Below are 16131 nucleotides of genomic sequence, written 5' to 3'. Positions count from 1 at the left end.
GAAGGCCGGACAATACTGCCCGTTTTGTCACTTTGCCAGGAACGACAGCGAAAGAAGGGCGGGAAGCCGCAGCTTCCCGCCCTCCCCCGTTCTTCGAACTCAGCCGATATGGAACGGCTCGCCGTAGACCGCGAAGTCCAGCGGGGTGTTCAGGTCGAAGTTGCCGTTGCGGAGGAACACGCGCTGGGCGGTGTCCACCCGGGACGTGTCCGAGTGGGCCTCCTCCTTCTTCATCTCGATCACGCGCTCGTCGAGGAAGGCGTTGAGCCAGGTCGTCTCGTTGCCACCCTGCGCCGGCGGCTTCGCCTTGCGTAGCGCGCGGTTGCGGATGTCGCGCATGCCCTCGTAGCCGTGCATGACCGCGGCGTCGTAGTAGGCGAACTGGCCGAGGGCGCGCACGCCGTCGTTCTTGCCGTCGCGCACCGACGGGTTGAAGTAGACGCGGTCACGCTCCGCCTCCTGCGCCGCCTGGAACACCGGGTCGGCGGCGGCCGTACGCCAGTCGCGCGGGAAGTTCGGGTCGAGCCCGGCGTGCGAGTCGGTGCCGTTGACGTTGCGCAGCGCCGGCAGGTACTTCGCCAGCACGTTGTTCGGTTTGGTGTTCGTGTACGCCTCGACCAGCTCGAGCATGTCGCCCGTACCGGAGCAGAAGCCGATGATGCCGGCGGTGTAGCCGCGGCCGTCGCCGATGTCCTCGATGTAGGAGAACTGGGCCCGCCAGTCGAGCGACGAGTTCTCGGCGGCCGAGACGATCTGCATCGCCACGTCCTTCTTCGCCGGGTTGTCGAGGTTCGTCCCGCTGTTGGTCGGCGGGGTGGTCGGGGTGGTCGGGGTGGTGGTGCCGCCCGGCAGGGTCCACTTCTGCCCGGCGCCCGTACCGCAGGTCCAGATCTGCAGGCGGGTGCCGTTGGCCGTGCTGGACCCGGTGACGTCCAGGCACTTGCCGGAACCACTGTTGACCAGGGTTCCGTTGGTTCCGGCGGTCCACTTCTGGGCGCCGGTGCCGTTGCAGTCGTACAGCTGGATCTTCGTGCCGTTGGCGCTGGACGCCCCGGTGACGTCCAGGCACTTGTTGAGCGCCCGGAGGGAGCCGTCGCTGTTGCCGACGCTCCAGATCTGAGCGTTGGTGCCGTTGCAGTCGTAGAGCTGGATCGCGGTGCCGTTGGCGGTGCCGGCCGCCGCGACGTCGACGCACTTGCCGCCGAGTCCCTTGATGGGCCCGGCTGCGGCGGCTCCGGCCGGCAGCAGGCCGTAGGCGACGGCGGCAGCGGGGATGAGCACGCCGCCGAGGGCGTACGCCAGCGTTCTCTTGCGGATCATGGCGCTCCTCGTGGGGGATGGAGGGGTTGGGCGCACAGGGGAGCCATCGACGGCGGGCGCTGGGATACCCGCCATCGATGGCGATGCTTGGTGACGCTAGGTCAGTAAAAGTGTTTTATCAATACCCGGTCGCCAGGTACTGACCGGCGACAAACCTCAGACTGATGGCGGAGCGTGAAGAGCCCTTGACTTCGCAGCGGGGCGGTCTTACGGTCCAGCTAATTGTTAGCTGATTTGCCAATCACTCTCGGAGGCCCGGTGACACGCCTGGCGGGTTCGTCCAAGCTGCTGCGCGCGATGAACGCGAGCGCCGCACTCGCCCACCTGCTCGAGCGGGGTGGGCTCACCCGGGCCGATCTGCGCAAGCTCACCGAGCTGTCCACCCCGACGATCTCCGAGGTGCTGCGCCGTCTCACCGAGGCCGGCCTGGTGACCATCGTCGGTTACGACAGCGGCCGTCCCGGGCCCAACGCCGAGATCTACGCGGCCAACCCGCAGGCAGCCTACGCCGCCGCGGTGTCGGTCCGCGACATCGGCGCCAGTCGAGCCCCGTCCGTCGTCGCCGCGCTGTGCGACCTGACCGGAACCGAGCAGGCGCGCATCGAGCGACGGATCGACTTCCTGCACACCGACCCCAAGACCGCCCTGGTCGACGTGGTCGCCGCGCTGCGCGAAGAAGCGGGCGTCGCCGCAGAGAGCGTTTGCTACGTGCAGCTCGGCGTCGCCGGCTCGTACGACTCGCGCGCCGAGACCATCCGCCACGTCGACGTGCCCGGGTTCGCCCGTCCCGGCCTGGTGCCGGAGATAGCCGCGGCGCTCGGCACCCGCGTCGGCGTCGACAACGACGTCAACCTCGCCGCGGTCGCCGAGCGTCGCCGCGGGGTGGGCCGCGACGTCGACGGCTTCGCCCTGCTCTGGCTGGGCCAGGAGGGCCTCGGTCTCGCCATCGACATCGGCGGCACCCTGATGCGCGGCGCCCGCGGCGGTGCCGGCGAGATCGGCTACATGCCGCTGTACGCCCCCGACTCCACCCACCGCAAGGTCGACCTCCAGGACCTCGTCGGCGGTGACGCGGTGCTGGCGCTCGGCCGGGACCACGGCGTGCCCGGGCGTACGCCTCTCGAGGTCGTCGCCGCCGCGGCCGCCGACCCGGACCGGGCCGGTGAGTTCTTCGTGCAGCTCGCCGACCGGATCTCGGTCGGGCTCGCCGCCGTCATAGCCGTGCTCGACCCGTCGCTGGTCGTCCTGGCCGGCCCGGTCGCGCAGGCCGGCGGGCAGACCCTGCTCGGCGCGGTGACCGCCGCGGTCCGCCGCGCCGCCCCGCTGGAGAGCAGCATCGCCGTCACCACGATCGACGACGACGCGGTCCTGCTCGGCGCCCTCGACGCCGGGCTCACCGCCGTCCGCGAGGCGCTGATCGCCTCGATCCGCGACAACCAGGCCTGATCCCCCGCACCACCCCTGCCGAAAGGACTCCCCCGAGTGAACAAGCGGATACCCCCTGCCCAAAAATCGATCATCGCGGCGGCCGCCGCGCTGCTGCTGACGGCCGCGTGCACCCCCGCCCCCAAGGAACAGAAGATCGCCGACCCGGGTACGGAGGTGTCCGGCACGGTCGAGCTGTGGCACTTCTTCACCGAGCGCGAGGCGGCCGCCATCGACACGGTGGTCAAGGAGTTCCAGGACAGCCACCCCAAGATCAAGGTGACCGTGAAGTCCGGTCAGGACGACGCGAAGATGACGCAGGCCATCGGGGCGGGCAACGGGCCGGACATCGGGCTGTCGTACTCCACGGACATCGTCGGCAAGTTCTGCTCCTCCGGCGCCTGGGTGGACCTCGCGCCGTACATCAAGCGGGACAACGTCGACCTCGGCCAGCTGAACGCCACGACCCGGCAGTACACGGAGTTCGACGGCAAGCGCTGCGCGATGCCGTTCCTCGCGGACGCGTACGGGATGTTCTACAACAAGGACCTGTTCGCCAAGGCCGGTATCGCCGGGCCGCCCAAGACGCTGGACGAGCTGACCGAGGACGCCAAGAAGCTCACGGTCAAGAACCCGGACGGCTCGCTCAAGACGGTCGGCTTCCTGCCGCTCTTCGACTTCTACGAGAACGCGCCCGCGCACCTGGGCCCGGCCGTCGGCGCGAAGTGGCTGACCGACGACGGCAAGTCCGCCGTCGGCACCGATCCCGCCTGGAAGACCCTGCTGACCTGGCAGAAGAACCTCGTCGACTGGTACGGCTTCGAGAACCTGCGGAAGTTCCGGGCCGGCCTGGGCGACGAGTTCAGCGCGGACAACGCGTTCCAGAAGGGCCAGGTGGCGATCAACATCGACGCCGAGTACCGGCTCGCGTTCGTCAAGGACCAGGCGCCGAACCTGAAGTACGGCGTCGCCCCCATTCCCGCCGGCGACCCGGCCCGGTACGGCGGCGGCTACGTCACGGGCAACATCGTGGGCATCTCGAAGAACGCCAAGAACCCCGAGGCGGCCTGGGAGCTCATCAAGTACCTGACCACGAACGACGCCACGATCGTCAAGCTCGCGAACTCGCTGAAGAACCTGCCCACGACCACGAAGGCGACCAGCGACCCGGGCCTGCAGGTCGAGCCCGAGTTCAAGACCTTCATGGACATCTTCGCCAGCCCGAACTCGTCCACCACGCCGCCGTCCGCGTCCGGGCCGGCGTACCAGGAGACGTTCGCCACGTTCGCCACGAACTGGCAGTCCGGCAAGGTCAAGGACCTCGACGCCGGGCTCGCCGACGCCGACAAGCAGATCAACAGCGTGATGACGCTGGGCGGCTGACATGCGGCTGCGCCGGAACCTGACCACACTCTCCTTCCTCGCCCCCGCGCTCATCGGCATCGTGGTGTTCTTCCTCTACCCGCTGCTGTCCGCGATGTACTTCTCGTTCACCAAGTTCGACCTGCTCACCGTGCCGCAGTGGGTCGGCCTGGCGAACTACCGGCGGATGGCCGAGGACCCGTTCCTGCTCCAGTCGGTCCGCAACACGCTGTGGATGGTCGTGGTCTTCGTCCCGGTGCGCATCATCAGCGCGATCGGCCTGTCCATGCTGCTCACCCAGCTCAAACGGGGTGCCGGCTTCTTCCGGACGATCTTCTACCTGCCGGCGCTGGCACCCCCGGTCGCGGCCACCATCGCCTTCGTCTACCTGCTCAAGCCCGGCACCGGCCCGGTCAACACGTTCCTGGGCCACCTGGGCATCGAGGGGCCGCTCTGGTTCAACTCGCCGGACTGGTCCAAGCCGTCGCTCGTCCTGCTCGGCCTCTGGGGCATCGGCGACATCATGATCATCTTCCTGGCGGCGGTGCTGGGCGTCTCGCCCACCCTCTACGAGGCGGCGTCGCTCGACGGCGCCAACGCCTGGCACCGCTTCCGCTACGTCACCCTGCCGACGATCCGCCCGGTGATCCTCTTCGCCGCGGTCACCGGCGTGATCTACACGCTGCAGTACTTCGACCAGGCCGCGGTCGCCGGCTCGATCGCCAGCGGGCAGGCCGTCACCGGCGGCGGCATCTCCTCGTCCTTCGGCTTCCCCGAGGGCTCCACCTTCACCTACCCGCTCTGGCTCTACACGGTCGGCTTCCGCTACAACGCGCTCGGCTACGCCAACGCCATGGCCGTCGCGCTGTTCGTGGTCGCGCTCGCGGTGACGGTGATCCTGCTCCGCCGCTCCAAGGCCTTCTCCGGGGAGGACCAATGACAACCCTGCTGGAACGGCCGGCCCTTGCCGTCCCGACCGCCACCCGACGGGTACGCCGCCAGAACCGGCTCGCGTGGATCGCCCGGCACAGCATCGCCATCGTGCTGGCCATCATGTTCCTGACCCCGGTGGTGTACCTGTTCCTGATCTCCGTGATGACCAGCGACCAGGCGCTCACCAGCGACTACTGGCCCAACACCTGGCACTTCGAGAACTACGTACGCGTCTTCGAGGTCACCCCGCTGCCGCGCTACCTGCTCAACACGGTGATCTACGCGGTGCTGGCCACCCTGTTCATGCTGCTGTCCAGCGTGCCGGCCGCGTACGCCCTCGCCAAGCTGAAGTTCCGCGGCCGCAACGCGATGTTCCTGGCCGTCATCTGCGTGATGATGCTGCCCCCGCAGGTGGTGACCGTGCCGCTCTACCTCATGTGGGCCCGCTACGGCCTCACCGGCTCGCTCGCACCGCTGGTCATCCCCATGCTGTTCGGCGACGCGTTCTGCATCTTCCTGCTCAGGCAGTTCCTGCTCACCATCCCGACCGACTATCTGGACGCCGCCCGGGTCGACGGCTGCGGCGAGTGGCGCACCCTCATCCGCGTCGTGCTCCCGATGGCCCGGCCCGGCATCGCGGCGGCCGCCCTGTTCCAGTTCTTCTACGCCTGGAACGACTACTACGGCCCCCTGCTCTACACCAGCGAGAACGAGAGCTCGTGGACTCTGTCGCTGGGTCTCGCGTCGTTCCACGGTGTCCATCACGTCGACTGGAACCTGGTCACCGCCGCCACGGTGCTGGCCATGGCGCCGATCGTCGTCGTGTTCTTCTTCGCCCAGAAGGCATTCGTCCAGGGCGTCACACTCACGGGAGTCAAAGGGTGAAGATCGCTGTCGTCGGCGGCGGGTCCACGTACACGCCGGAGCTGGTGGACGGGTTCGCCCGGCTCGGGTCGATGGTCTCCGAGCTGGTCCTGATCGACCCCGCGGCGGACCGGCTGGACGTGGTCGGCGCCTTCTCCGCGCGGATCTTCCGGCACTACGGCCACCCCGGGAAGGTCACCTGGACCACCGACCTGGACGCCGGCGTGACCGACGCCGACGCCGCGGTGATCCAGCTGCGGGTCGGCGGACAGACGGCGCGGATCAGTGATGAGACCTTTCCGCTGGACTGCGGCTGCGTGGGCCAGGAGACCACGGGGGCGGGCGGGCTGGCCAAGGCTCTGCGTACGGTTCCCGTCGTGCTCGACGTCGCCGAGCGGATCCGGACGCACGCGAAACCGGGCGCGTGGATCGTCGACTTCACCAACCCGGTCGGCATCGTCACCCGGGCGCTGCTCGACGCCGGGCACCGGGCCGTCGGGCTCTGCAACGTGGCGATCGGATTCCAGCGCCGCTTCGCCCGGATGCTCGACGTCGACCCGGCGGCGGTCGTGCTCGACCACGTCGGGCTCAACCACCTGACGTGGGAGCGCGCGGCCTATGTGGACGGCGTCGACCGCCTCCCCTACCTGCTCGAGAACCACCTCGCCGACCTGGCGGGCGAGGTGGACCTCGACCCCGAGGTGCTGACCACGCTCGGCAACGTGCCGTCCTACTACCTCAGCTACTTCTACGCCCACGACCGCCACGTCCGCGACGCCGTCGGCGCCCCCACGCGCGGTCAGCGGGTCGCCGAGATCGAGGCCACCCTGCTCGAGATGTACCGGGATCCGGCCCTGACCGAGAAACCGGCGTTGCTGGGCGAACGCGGCGGTGCGTACTACTCCGAGGCAGCGGTCAGCCTGATCGCGTCGCTGCACGGCCTGGACCCGAACGGCGTCCACTCGGTCAACGTCCGCAACAACGGCACGCTCCCCTTCCTCCCCGACCAGGCCGTCATCGAGGTGTCCGCCAGGGCCGGCGACGAGGGCCCGGCTCCGCTGCCGGTCACCCCCCTCGCGCCCGACCTGGCCGGACTGGTCGCGCACGTCTCCGGGTACGAGGAACTGGCGCTCGACGCCGCCCTCCGCGGCGGCCGGCAACGGGTCTACCGGGCGTTGCTGGCGCACCCGCTGATCGGCCAGCACGAGTACGCGGACGCGCTGACCGACAAGCTGCTCGCCGCGGGTGCCCAGCACCTGGCGTGGGCCCGATGAGAGCGCTCTACCTGGCCGTGGACGGCGGCAACTCGAAGACGGACGTCCTGCTCGGCACGGCGGACGGCGAGGTGCTCGGCTTCGTCCGCGGACCGACCACGTCCCCGCACACCATCGGGCTCCCGGGCACCCTCAAGACGCTCGGTTCCCTCATCTCCGCCGTACGCGCGGAAGCCGGCCTCCCCGCCGCCACCCCGATCGACCTGGCTGCGATCTACCTGGCCGGGGCCGATCTGCCGATCGAGGTGGAACGGCTGCAGGCCGCCATCTCGGCACGCGGCTGGAGCCGCACGACGCTGGTGGACAACGACTGCTTCGCGCTGATGCGCGCGGGCACGTCGCTGCCGGATGCCGTCGCCGTGGTCTGCGGCGCGGGCAACAACTGCGTGGGCCGGGCGGCGGACGGCCGGACAGCCCGCTTCGTCGCCCTCGGCCCGATCTCCGGCGACTGGGGCGGCGGCCACGACCTGGCCGAACACACCCTGCGCCTGGCCGCCCGCGGCGAGGACGGCCGAGGCGAGCCGACGGCGCTGTCCGAGGCGGTCGCCCGCCACTTCGGCAAGGCCAGCGTGGAGGAGGTCAGCATCGGCCTGCACTTCGGCGAGATCGAGCTGCTGCGCATTCGAGAACTGACACCGCTCCTGTTCGCCGCGGCGACCGAGGGCGACGCCGTGGCGGCGGGCCTGGTCCGCCGGCAGGCCGAGGAGATCCTCGCGCAGCACCGGGTGGCCGCGAGCCGGCTGGACCTGCTCGAGGCGCGGCACGCACTGGTGCTGGGCGGAGGTGTCCTGCACGCCCGGCACCCCGTCCTGCACGACCAGGTGGTGGCCGGCGCCCGCGCCCAGGCGCCCCTGGTCGACATCAGCGTGCTCGACGTCCCACCGGCGGTGGGCGCGGCCCTGCTGGCGCTGGACGCGCTCGGGTTGTCCCCGGACGCGGAGGAACGGTTGCGCGCGGCCATGCGAAGCGCCTCCCCCACGACGGCGGTCCCGGCCGTGGCCATCGAGAACGCCGGCTGACCCCGCCCAGCACCGCCCCGGGTGACCGCAGCGGGCGCCGCCCGGGGTGACCGCGCCCCACGCCGCCCCGGCGACCGCAGCCGATGCCGTCCGGTGATCTCCTGTCGGGCGGTTCAGGGGCGGTGGGTCAGGACCACCAGCTCCGCCGCGGCGGCCAGGACCATGGCCGCCACCAGGGGGACCAGGCCGCCGATCAGCGCGTACAGGACCAGGAGGACGGGGGCCGGCGCGGCCGCGTACACCGCGAGGGACGACCGCGGTGCGAGGCGGCGGAGCACCGTGCCCAGTGGCTCCGGGCGGACCTGGCGGGCCAGCCACCCGACGGTCCCGGCGAGGATCACCACGCCGATGACGGCCGCCCACATCCGTGCCACGCCGGTGCTGGCGAGCGTCATGACGGCGCTGAGCACCGCCGTGACGATCACGCCGTTGGCGCCGAACAGCACCGCGTGCCGGACGGCGTCGGTCGTCGCCACGGAGCGGTCCAGGACCAATCCGTGGGGCCGGCTCACCTCCACGACGGGGGCGGGCGACGGCTGGTCGGGGTCGGGCACCGGCGGCAGGGTGGCCTCGTCCGCGAGGGCCTCCAGCGCGACGGCCCAGCGGCGTCGCTCCAGCCGGACCACGCCGACGTCACGCTGGGCGTCGCCGATCGCCGAGTCCAGCTCGAGGGCTTCGCCGTAGCCGCGCTGCGCCAGGTCGAACAGCCGCAGCCGGGCCGCCACCACCGCGAGCACGAGGTGGGCCTCCGCCTCCCTCGGTGCCAGCCGGACGCCGTTCCACGCGGCGTTGAGCGCCTCCTGCCCGTTGCGGGACTCGCTGAGCAGGGCTGCGCCCGTACGCTGCGCAAAAGCGTCCTCCGGCCAGCGGACCAGGATCTCGCTCGCGACGTGGGCCGCCTCGGCGAACCGGCGGTCGTCGGCGAGCGCCATGGCCCGCACCACGAGCGGCTCGATCGCGGCGGGCGCCGACGTCGCGGCCCGGTCGGCCGCCTCCAGCGCCGCGGCCGCCTGTCCCGCGGCGACGTGCACCCGGGCGAGCGTGGTCAGCAGCCCGGGATCGGCCGGCGCGGACGCCAGGCCCGCGGCGATCTCCCCGGCGGCCTCGTCGTAGCGGCCCAGATCGGCGAGCAGGAGGGCCCGGCTGCGGTACTCCTCGGGGGTGGTCTCGGGCTCGGACTGAGGGGTGGGCTCGCTCGACACCCATCGAGCGTAGGTCGTCTACTTCGAAATCACCTTGTGCGGGGTGACGCGGCAGACCACCCGGACCACCTCCGGCCGGTCGAACGTCCACGGCCGCCCGTCGTACTTGAGGCTCAGCTCGTTGATGAGCTCCCTGCCGCCCTCCTCGACGAGCGTCACCGTGCCGTCGACGGTGAAGTACGAGTACGGCTGCGCCGGGTCGTACGCGCAGATCGACACCCGCGGGTCCCGTTCCATGTTCCGCGTCTTGCGGCGCCCGCGGACGGTCGAGAACAGCACGTCGTCGCCGTCACGTCTGACCCAGATGACGGTCGACTGGGGGCTGCCGTCCGGGTTGATCGTGGAGACGACGGCGAAGGTGGTGCCGTCCAGGAGCCGGCGGACGTCCTCGGGAAGCGCGGCGCTCATGCCGCCACCACGTGGATGAGGGCGGTGGCGATCGCCGCCAGACCCTCGCCCCGTCCGGTCAGGCCGAGGCCGTCGGTCGTGGTGCCGGAGACGGTGACCGGCGCACCCACCGCGTCGGAGAGGACCTTCTGGGCCTCCTCGCGCCGCTTGCCGATCTTGGGTTTGTTGCCGATGACCTGGATCGCCACGTTGCCGATCTCGTAGCCCTCCGCGCGGACCCGGCGCACGGTCTCGCTCAGCAGGTCGACGCCGGGCGCGCCGGCCCACTGCGGCTCGGCGGTGCCGAAGTTGCTGCCGAGGTCGCCGAGGCCGGCGGCGCTGAGCAGGGCGTCGCAGGCGGCGTGGGCGGCGACGTCGGCGTCGGAGTGGCCGGCCAGTCCCGGTTCGCCCGGCCACATGAGGCCGGCGACCCAGCACACCCGGGACGGGTCGAAGGCGTGCACGTCCGTACCGATGCCGATGCGCTGGTCCACGGCGTCAGGCTACGCGGAGCAGCGCCTCGGCGATCACCAGGTCCAGCGGACGGGTGATCTTCATGGCCAGCTCGGACCCCGGTACGCAGGTCACCGGAGTGCCGGACTTCTCCACCATGCCGGCGTCGTCGGTGTGCGCGTCCAGCCCGGCCCGGTGCGCGGCGGCGAGCACGTCGTGCCGGAAGCCCTGCGGCGTCTGTACGCTGCGCAGCACCGAGCGGTCGACCGTGCCCAGGACGGTCTCGTCCGGGCCGACCTCCTTGATCGTGTCGACGACCGGGAGCACCGGGATGACGGCCGGGTGGCCCGCCCGCACGGCGGCCGCCACGGACTCGACGAGCTCCGGAGGTGTCAGCGAGCGGGCCGCGTCGTGCACCAGCACGATCTCGACCTCGGCCGGTACGGCGGCGAGCATCGCGGCGACCGAGTCCTGCCGCTCGGCCCCGCCCGCGACGACCACGACGGGCGCGACCGGCTCGAGCAGCGCCCGGACGGCGTCGACCTCGGAGACGGGTGCCGCCACCACGATCATGCGGACCGAGGGGGCGGCCGCGACGCGGCGTACCGCGTGGACGAGCAGGGGTTCACCGGCTAGCAGGCGGAGGGCCTTGGGCGCTCCGGGGCCGAGGCGTACGCCCGAACCCGCCGCCGGAATGAGGACCGCGACGTCACCGCGAGCATTCAGCTGCGCGGTCACGTCGCGGTCCTCAGTTCGGAGGTGGTGCTGAGAGGTGGTGGGAACGTCAGGCCTCGGTGAGCACCTTGTCGAGGAGTACTTCCGCCTCGTCCTTGGTGCTCTTCTCGGCGAGGGCCACCTCGCCGACGAGGATGTCGCGGGCCTTGGCGAGCATGCGCTTCTCCCCGGCCGAGAGACCACGCTCGCGCTCGCGACGCCAGAGGTCACGAACAACCTCGGCAACCTTGAGCGGGTTACCGGAGGCGAGCTTCTCGAGATTGGCCTTGTAACGCCGCGACCAGTTGGTCGGCTCCTCGGTGTGCGGTGCGCGGAGGACGTCGAAGACCTTCCCCAGGCCTTCCTCGCCGACCACTTCGCGCACGCCGACGATCTCGGCGTTCTCAGCGGGCACGCGGACCGTCAGGTCGCCCTGGGCGACCCGCAGGACGAGGTACTGCTTCTCCACGCCCTTGATAGTTCTAGTCTCGATTGCCTCGATGAGTGCGGCCCCGTGGTGGGGGTAAACAACGGTCTCGCCGACACTGAAAACCATAGGTTCGAAACCCCTTTCGCTGTGTCTAGGGTAACACGCTCAGGCAGCGATGTCCCACCCTGGCCGTGACTGTTAGTGCAGCTCAGGGGGCCTGTGAGCCGTCTTTCTCCCGCTTGACATGCGGGCGAAGAACTGCCTCAGTAACCGAGCGTGATGACGTGGTGACCACAAGACCCAGCGAGTCGGATATTCCGGACCTACGGCGTTTGCGAGGTCAAGCTTATCGCTAGCGACCCGGAGGCCCCACTACTGGCCATCGGGCCCTCACGTGGGGGAGGCTGGGTGCAGGTCCCCCGCAGCACGTGAGACTCTGCGGCAGAGGGGAGGGTGGAGCATGGGCAGTTTGAGCGACAACGGGGGCGGCTGGCCGGGTGACGGCGGCTCCTCCGACGGCCTGCCCGGGCTCCCCGAGGAGTGGGGCGTCATCGTCGTCCCCGACGACCTCTCCGAGCTGTCCGACGAGGTCACGGCCGTCCAGGCCGAGCTGCGCCGGTCCCAGCACCGCACCCGGTGGCAGCGGCTCACCGACCGCCCCGGCATGCGCATGGTGCGCCGGCTCGCCTCCGCCGGCCTCCGCGCGCCGGTGCTCATCATCTCGCTGGCGATCCTGGTGACGATCGCCAGCCTCTTCGCCTCCGCCTGGCCCGGGCCCGCCCGCTCTCCCGCGACCCAGCGCACCGCCAACACCACGGACGACAGCCCCGGCACCCTCCCGGCCCTCGAGCTGATCGGTGTGGACGGGCAGACCGTCCCCCTTCGCGGGCACGTGCCGGCCGTCGTCCTGCTCACGGACGGTTGCGACTGCCGGCAGCTCGTCGCCGACACGATCGCGGCGGTGCGGCCGGACATCGCGGTCCTGACGGTGGTCTCCGGGCCCCCCTCGACGGCGACCGCCCTGGTGCCGCCGACGAACACGACCCCCCAGGCGCAGGGCAAGACGGTCCGCGCGCTCCGGGACCCGACCGGTGAGCTGCGGTCCGGCCTCGACCTGGGTCCCGCCGCGAAGGACGAGACAGCCGCGGTGCTGCTGGTCGACCGCCAGGGGGAAATCGTCCGGAAAGTGCCGCGAACCGCCTCGGTGGCCGACTTCCAGCCCGACCTCGCCCGGCTCTGACCCGCTCAGCAGGAACGCGCCCGGTCAGGATCCCTCAGTAGGAGCGCACCCGGGTCAGCCGCCAGCGGAAGACCGAGGTGCCTTCCGTCTCCGCCGACACGGCCATGAAGAAGGCGCTCGCCAGGGCGACCGACACCTCGACCTTCTCGGGTTGCTCCGCCGCGCACGGCACCGCCCGCCCCGAGTCGTCCGTCGTCGTGCTCAGCCGCACCCGGATCCGGCCGGCGCCGAGGCAGGCCACGGCCAGCTCGTACGAACCGCCGCGCACCGGGCTGCTGCGTTCCGCCCGGTCGCCCGCGGCAAGAACCATCGTCTCCGCCTCGGCCTGCAGCGGGACCTCCGGGAGCAGGAGTTCGACCGTACGGCGGCCGGCCGCGATCCGCCGGTCCTCACCACGGTCCGGCGCCGCCCGCACGAACCAGACGCCGCCCGCGGCCGCGAGCAGGGCGGCGAGCGCGTACAGCGTCACACCCTGCGCCCGGTCCCGCGTCACGGGCTCAGATTAGAGCCTCTCGAGAAGGACTCCGTACAGAGTGAGGCCGGGACCGAACGCCAGCATGACCACGCGCCGCGGTGGGGTGGGCCGGCGGCGCAGCTCCTCCAGCACGAGGAGAACGGTCGGGGACGAGCAGTTCCCGTACGCCGAGAGCACACCGCGCGAGGCCGCCAGGTCGTCGTCGGCGAGCCCGAGACGCTCCTGCACGACGTCGAGGATCTTGGGGCCGCCCGGGTGCACCGCCCAGCCGTCCACGTCCCCCACGGCCAGCCCGTTGCGGCCCAGCAGCTCCTCGACCAATGTGCGTACGTGCACCGACAGCACGTCCGGGACCTGCGGCGACAAACCCATGCGGAAGCCCAGGTCGGTGACGTCCCAGGTCATGTGGGCGGCCGTGGTCGCGTCCGTGAGGGCGGCGACGTCGCTCACGGCGTACCCGTCGGAGGCCGTGGGGGTGAGCACGACGGCGGCCGCAGCGTCCGCGAAGAGCGCGTGCGAGACGATCTGCTGGATGTCGGCCCGGGCGTCCGGCGGCTGCAGGTGCAGGCTGGTCAGCTCGGCGCAGAGCAGGAGCGCGGGGCGGCCCCGGCAGGCCACGAAGTCCGCCGCCGTGCCCAGGCCGGGCAGGGCCGCGTAACAACCCATGTGCCCGACGAAGAGGCGCTGCAGCTGCGGTGACATGCCCATGTCGCGGGCCAGGAGGATGTCCAGGCCCGGCGTCGCGTAGCCGGTGCAGGAGCAGACCGCGAAGAGGCCCAGCTCGTCGGCCGCCACGCCGGCGTCGGTGAGCGCGCGCCCGACCGCCTCCTTGCCCAGCGGCACCGCCTCGACCTGGTAGCGGCGCATCCGGCGCTCGGTGGACCAGGTGGAGACGTCCTCCAGCAGTGGGCTGACGGCCGCCTGCCGGGTGCGGACCCCGGAGTGGGCGAAGATCCGCTTGGCCAGGCCACGCCGGCCGCCCGCCGCGTAGTGCCGATCGAAGTAGCCCTCCCACAGCTCGTCCTGCACCGTCGAGGGGGGCAACGCCACCCCGAGCCCCGCGATAGCCGCCCGACCGATTCTCTGCACTTGTGCCTCCCCAGGCCGACCCCCTTGTTACCCGCGCAGGCCGATCACCAACGTGGGGCGGTGCCCTCCGAGTCCGGGTCGCCGCCGAGGGCCTCGACGCCGAGCCAGTCGGCACAGACGTCCGAGGTCGCCGGCTGCAGAGAACCCGCGCGCGCGTCGCGGTAGAGCCGCTCCAACGGGTGGCCGCGGCGCATCGCCGAGGTGCCCGCGGCCTCCAGCATCGACGCGGCCACCTCGGCCGCGGTCGTGCCGGCGAGCAGCTTGGCCCGCCACACCCAGCGGTTGGTCTCGGTGTCGCCGGGCTCCTCGTCGACCCGGCGGGCGGCCTCCATGACGGCCAGGTGCGCGGCCGCCACCGCCGCGTCCGCCCGGCCGATGCGGGCCCGTACGGCCGGGAGGTGCCCCAGCTTGCGCGCGTTGACGTGCTCCACGGCGGCGTCCACGGCCGCACGGGCCACTCCGACGTAGACCGCCGCGTAACTGGCGACCATCCAATGCGGAGCGAGCTGCGCGACCACCAGCGCGAGCCCCTCCACCCCGCCGAGCAGCGCACCCTCCGGGACCGTCACGTCGACGTGGACGTCGTGCGAGCCGGTCGCCCGCATCCCCAGCGCGTCCCAGGTCGGCTCCACGGTCAGCCCGTCCCCGGACGGCACGAGGAACTGCGAGACCTGCGACGGGTCGGCGGCGCTGCGGGCCGCCACCAGGTAGGCGTCGGCATGTCCCGCACCCGAGCAGAACGTCTTCGCGCCCTTGATGTGGAAGCCGTCGGGCGTGCGCTCGTAGGTGGTGGTCATCTCCGACAGCCGGGAGCCGGCGCCGCGCTCGCTCATGGCCACGGCGTACCAGTGGCCGTCGGCCGCGGCACGCAGGTAGTTGTCGCGGGCCTCGAGCGCCTCCGGCGGCAGGCCGAGGGCGCCGGCCAGCTCGTCGGTGACACCGGCCAGCGCGCCCGTGACCGAGGCGTGCATGTTGAACACGAGCGCGGTGGCGCCGTTGCCGCGGGCCAGCTCGTACGCGACCGCCGCATAGTCCGCGAAGCCGGCACCCTTGCCGCCGAGCCGCGCGGGCACCATCAGTCCGAACAGGCCCGAGCGGCGCAGATCCGCGAAGTCCTCGACGGGGAAGGATCCCGTACGGTCATGGTCTGCGGCCCGGGCCGCGAACCGCGGAGCCAGCCGCCGTGCCTCATCGGCCGTCATGACCGGCCCCCTCTCCCTGTTTGCGGCCCATGCCCTGGTAGAGCACCTGAGTGGAGCGGGTCGGCACCATCCGGCCCAGGCTGCGCGCCCGCGGGCCGGTCGGCAGGAACAGCCACCGGATGAGGCCGGGGATGCTCGGCCGGACCCCGCGGACCCGCAGGCGTACGCCGTGCTTGGCGCACTGGGTCGTGAGGTCGCCCGGATCGACGAACAGCTCCGGATCATGAATGCCCACGGGCGCGGCGCCGAACCGCTCGCCGAGGGTGATCGACACGAACCGGCCGAGCCGGGTGTCGTTGATCGTGTCCAGCACCAGCAGGCCACCCGGCCGCAGCACCCGGCAGAGCTCCGCCACCGTGGCCGGCAGGTCGGGGACGTGCTCCAGGATCTCCCCCGCGACGACCACGTCGGCGCATTCGTCGGTCAGCGGCAACGCGGTGACGTCACCGGTGACCGCCGACACACCCCGGGAGGCCGACTGCTCGAGGCCCGAGCGGCGCAGGTCGACACCGACGTGCCGGTAGCCCAGGCGCTCGACGTGCGGGGCAAGCAGGCCGCCCCCGCAGCCGGCGTCGACGAGGACCGCACCCGGTCGCGCCGCGGCGGGCACGAGCGCGCCGCGCGCCTCCGCCAGCCAGTGCAGCAACTCGAACCCCCCGCCCGGGCGCCACCACTCGCCGGCCAGGTCGTCGTACTGACGGGGATCGTTGCGCGGCAGCGACATGTGATCGAGCGTGGCACG

17 protein-coding genes are annotated in these 16131 nt (G+C 71.7%); 7 read left to right on the top strand and 10 right to left on the bottom strand.

Features of this window, described 5'->3' with window-relative positions:
* Positions 1 to 99 precede the first annotated feature (99 nt).
* Positions 100 to 1320 (bottom strand): chitosanase, encoded by a 1221-nt coding sequence (locus AB0J80_RS00905; RefSeq protein WP_364698882.1) that lies wholly within the window; start codon positions 1318 to 1320, stop codon positions 100 to 102.
* Between the two features lie 258 nt (positions 1321 to 1578).
* Here AB0J80_RS00905 and AB0J80_RS00900 point away from each other — a divergent pair, with 258 nt between their 5' ends.
* Genes AB0J80_RS00900 through AB0J80_RS00875 form a run of 6 tightly spaced genes read left to right on the top strand, consistent with a single transcriptional unit; the run spans position 1579 to position 8197 of the window.
* A complete protein-coding gene (locus AB0J80_RS00900) occupies positions 1579 to 2766 on the top strand; it encodes an ROK family transcriptional regulator (protein WP_364698880.1) in 1188 nt (395 codons plus the stop codon).
* A 36-nt stretch (positions 2767 to 2802) separates the two neighbouring features.
* On the top strand, positions 2803 to 4128 hold the full coding sequence (locus tag AB0J80_RS00895) for an ABC transporter substrate-binding protein (RefSeq protein ID WP_364698878.1): 1326 nt from the start codon (positions 2803 to 2805) through the stop codon (positions 4126 to 4128).
* A 1-nt stretch (position 4129) separates the two neighbouring features.
* Positions 4130 to 5047, top strand: a complete 918-nt coding sequence (locus AB0J80_RS00890; protein WP_364698876.1) for a sugar ABC transporter permease — start codon at positions 4130 to 4132, stop codon at positions 5045 to 5047.
* Positions 5044 to 5925, top strand: a complete 882-nt coding sequence (locus AB0J80_RS00885; protein ID WP_364698875.1) for a carbohydrate ABC transporter permease — start codon at positions 5044 to 5046, stop codon at positions 5923 to 5925. The genes AB0J80_RS00890 and AB0J80_RS00885 overlap by 4 nt, the downstream gene beginning before the upstream one ends.
* Positions 5922 to 7178 (top strand): 6-phospho-beta-glucosidase, encoded by a 1257-nt coding sequence (locus AB0J80_RS00880; protein WP_364698873.1) that lies wholly within the window; start codon positions 5922 to 5924, stop codon positions 7176 to 7178. The genes AB0J80_RS00885 and AB0J80_RS00880 overlap by 4 nt, the downstream gene beginning before the upstream one ends.
* A complete protein-coding gene (locus AB0J80_RS00875) occupies positions 7175 to 8197 on the top strand; it encodes a BadF/BadG/BcrA/BcrD ATPase family protein (RefSeq protein ID WP_364698871.1) in 1023 nt (340 codons plus the stop codon). Before AB0J80_RS00880 ends, AB0J80_RS00875 begins: the two co-directional genes overlap by 4 nt.
* Before the next feature lie 113 nt (positions 8198 to 8310).
* Here the strand turns inward: AB0J80_RS00875 and AB0J80_RS00870 are convergent, their stop codons facing one another.
* The 5 genes from AB0J80_RS00870 to AB0J80_RS00850 are packed head-to-tail and all read right to left on the bottom strand — an operon-like array spanning position 8311 to position 11509.
* Positions 8311 to 9399: a hypothetical protein gene (locus AB0J80_RS00870; RefSeq protein WP_364698869.1), complete on the bottom strand. Its 1089-nt coding sequence runs from the start codon at positions 9397 to 9399 to the stop codon at positions 8311 to 8313.
* An 18-nt stretch (positions 9400 to 9417) separates the two neighbouring features.
* The gene (locus tag AB0J80_RS00865) at positions 9418 to 9807 is read right to left on the bottom strand and encodes a PPOX class F420-dependent oxidoreductase (RefSeq protein WP_364698867.1); all 390 of its coding nucleotides are present in this window, start codon (positions 9805 to 9807) and stop codon (positions 9418 to 9420) included.
* Positions 9804 to 10280: a 2-C-methyl-D-erythritol 2,4-cyclodiphosphate synthase gene (gene ispF / locus AB0J80_RS00860; protein ID WP_364698865.1), complete on the bottom strand. Its 477-nt coding sequence runs from the start codon at positions 10278 to 10280 to the stop codon at positions 9804 to 9806. The genes AB0J80_RS00865 and ispF overlap by 4 nt, the downstream gene beginning before the upstream one ends.
* Before the next feature lie 4 nt (positions 10281 to 10284).
* On the bottom strand, positions 10285 to 10977 hold the full coding sequence (gene ispD, locus AB0J80_RS00855; protein WP_364698863.1) for a 2-C-methyl-D-erythritol 4-phosphate cytidylyltransferase: 693 nt from the start codon (positions 10975 to 10977) through the stop codon (positions 10285 to 10287).
* Between the two features lie 46 nt (positions 10978 to 11023).
* The gene (locus AB0J80_RS00850) at positions 11024 to 11509 is read right to left on the bottom strand and encodes a CarD family transcriptional regulator (protein ID WP_041832964.1); all 486 of its coding nucleotides are present in this window, start codon (positions 11507 to 11509) and stop codon (positions 11024 to 11026) included.
* Positions 11510 to 11843: 334 nt separating this feature from the next.
* On the opposite strand from AB0J80_RS00850, the gene AB0J80_RS00845 reads away from it, so the two are divergent.
* On the top strand, positions 11844 to 12623 hold the full coding sequence (locus AB0J80_RS00845) for a hypothetical protein (protein WP_364698861.1): 780 nt from the start codon (positions 11844 to 11846) through the stop codon (positions 12621 to 12623).
* Positions 12624 to 12657: 34 nt separating this feature from the next.
* Here the strand turns inward: AB0J80_RS00845 and AB0J80_RS00840 are convergent, their stop codons facing one another.
* Genes AB0J80_RS00840 through AB0J80_RS00825 form a run of 4 tightly spaced genes read right to left on the bottom strand, consistent with a single transcriptional unit; the run spans position 12658 to position 16113 of the window.
* Complete coding sequence (locus tag AB0J80_RS00840; RefSeq protein WP_364698859.1) at positions 12658 to 13116, bottom strand: DUF6023 family protein; 459 nt, start codon at positions 13114 to 13116, stop codon at positions 12658 to 12660.
* Between the two features lie 9 nt (positions 13117 to 13125).
* Positions 13126 to 14178 (bottom strand): 3-oxoacyl-[acyl-carrier-protein] synthase III C-terminal domain-containing protein, encoded by a 1053-nt coding sequence (locus AB0J80_RS00835; protein ID WP_364700128.1) that lies wholly within the window; start codon positions 14176 to 14178, stop codon positions 13126 to 13128.
* A 53-nt stretch (positions 14179 to 14231) separates the two neighbouring features.
* Positions 14232 to 15389: an acyl-CoA dehydrogenase family protein gene (locus AB0J80_RS00830; protein WP_364698857.1), complete on the bottom strand. Its 1158-nt coding sequence runs from the start codon at positions 15387 to 15389 to the stop codon at positions 14232 to 14234.
* Positions 15376 to 16113, bottom strand: a complete 738-nt coding sequence (locus tag AB0J80_RS00825; RefSeq protein ID WP_364698855.1) for a methyltransferase domain-containing protein — start codon at positions 16111 to 16113, stop codon at positions 15376 to 15378. Before AB0J80_RS00825 ends, AB0J80_RS00830 begins: the two co-directional genes overlap by 14 nt.
* Positions 16114 to 16131 lie beyond the last annotated feature (18 nt).

The sequence above is a fragment of the Actinoplanes sp. NPDC049548 genome, from assembly GCF_040676695.1.
Lineage (GTDB): Bacteria > Actinomycetota > Actinomycetes > Mycobacteriales > Micromonosporaceae > Actinoplanes.
Note: the sequence above shows the minus strand (reverse complement) of the source record. Positions and strands in the feature narration are given on the sequence as shown.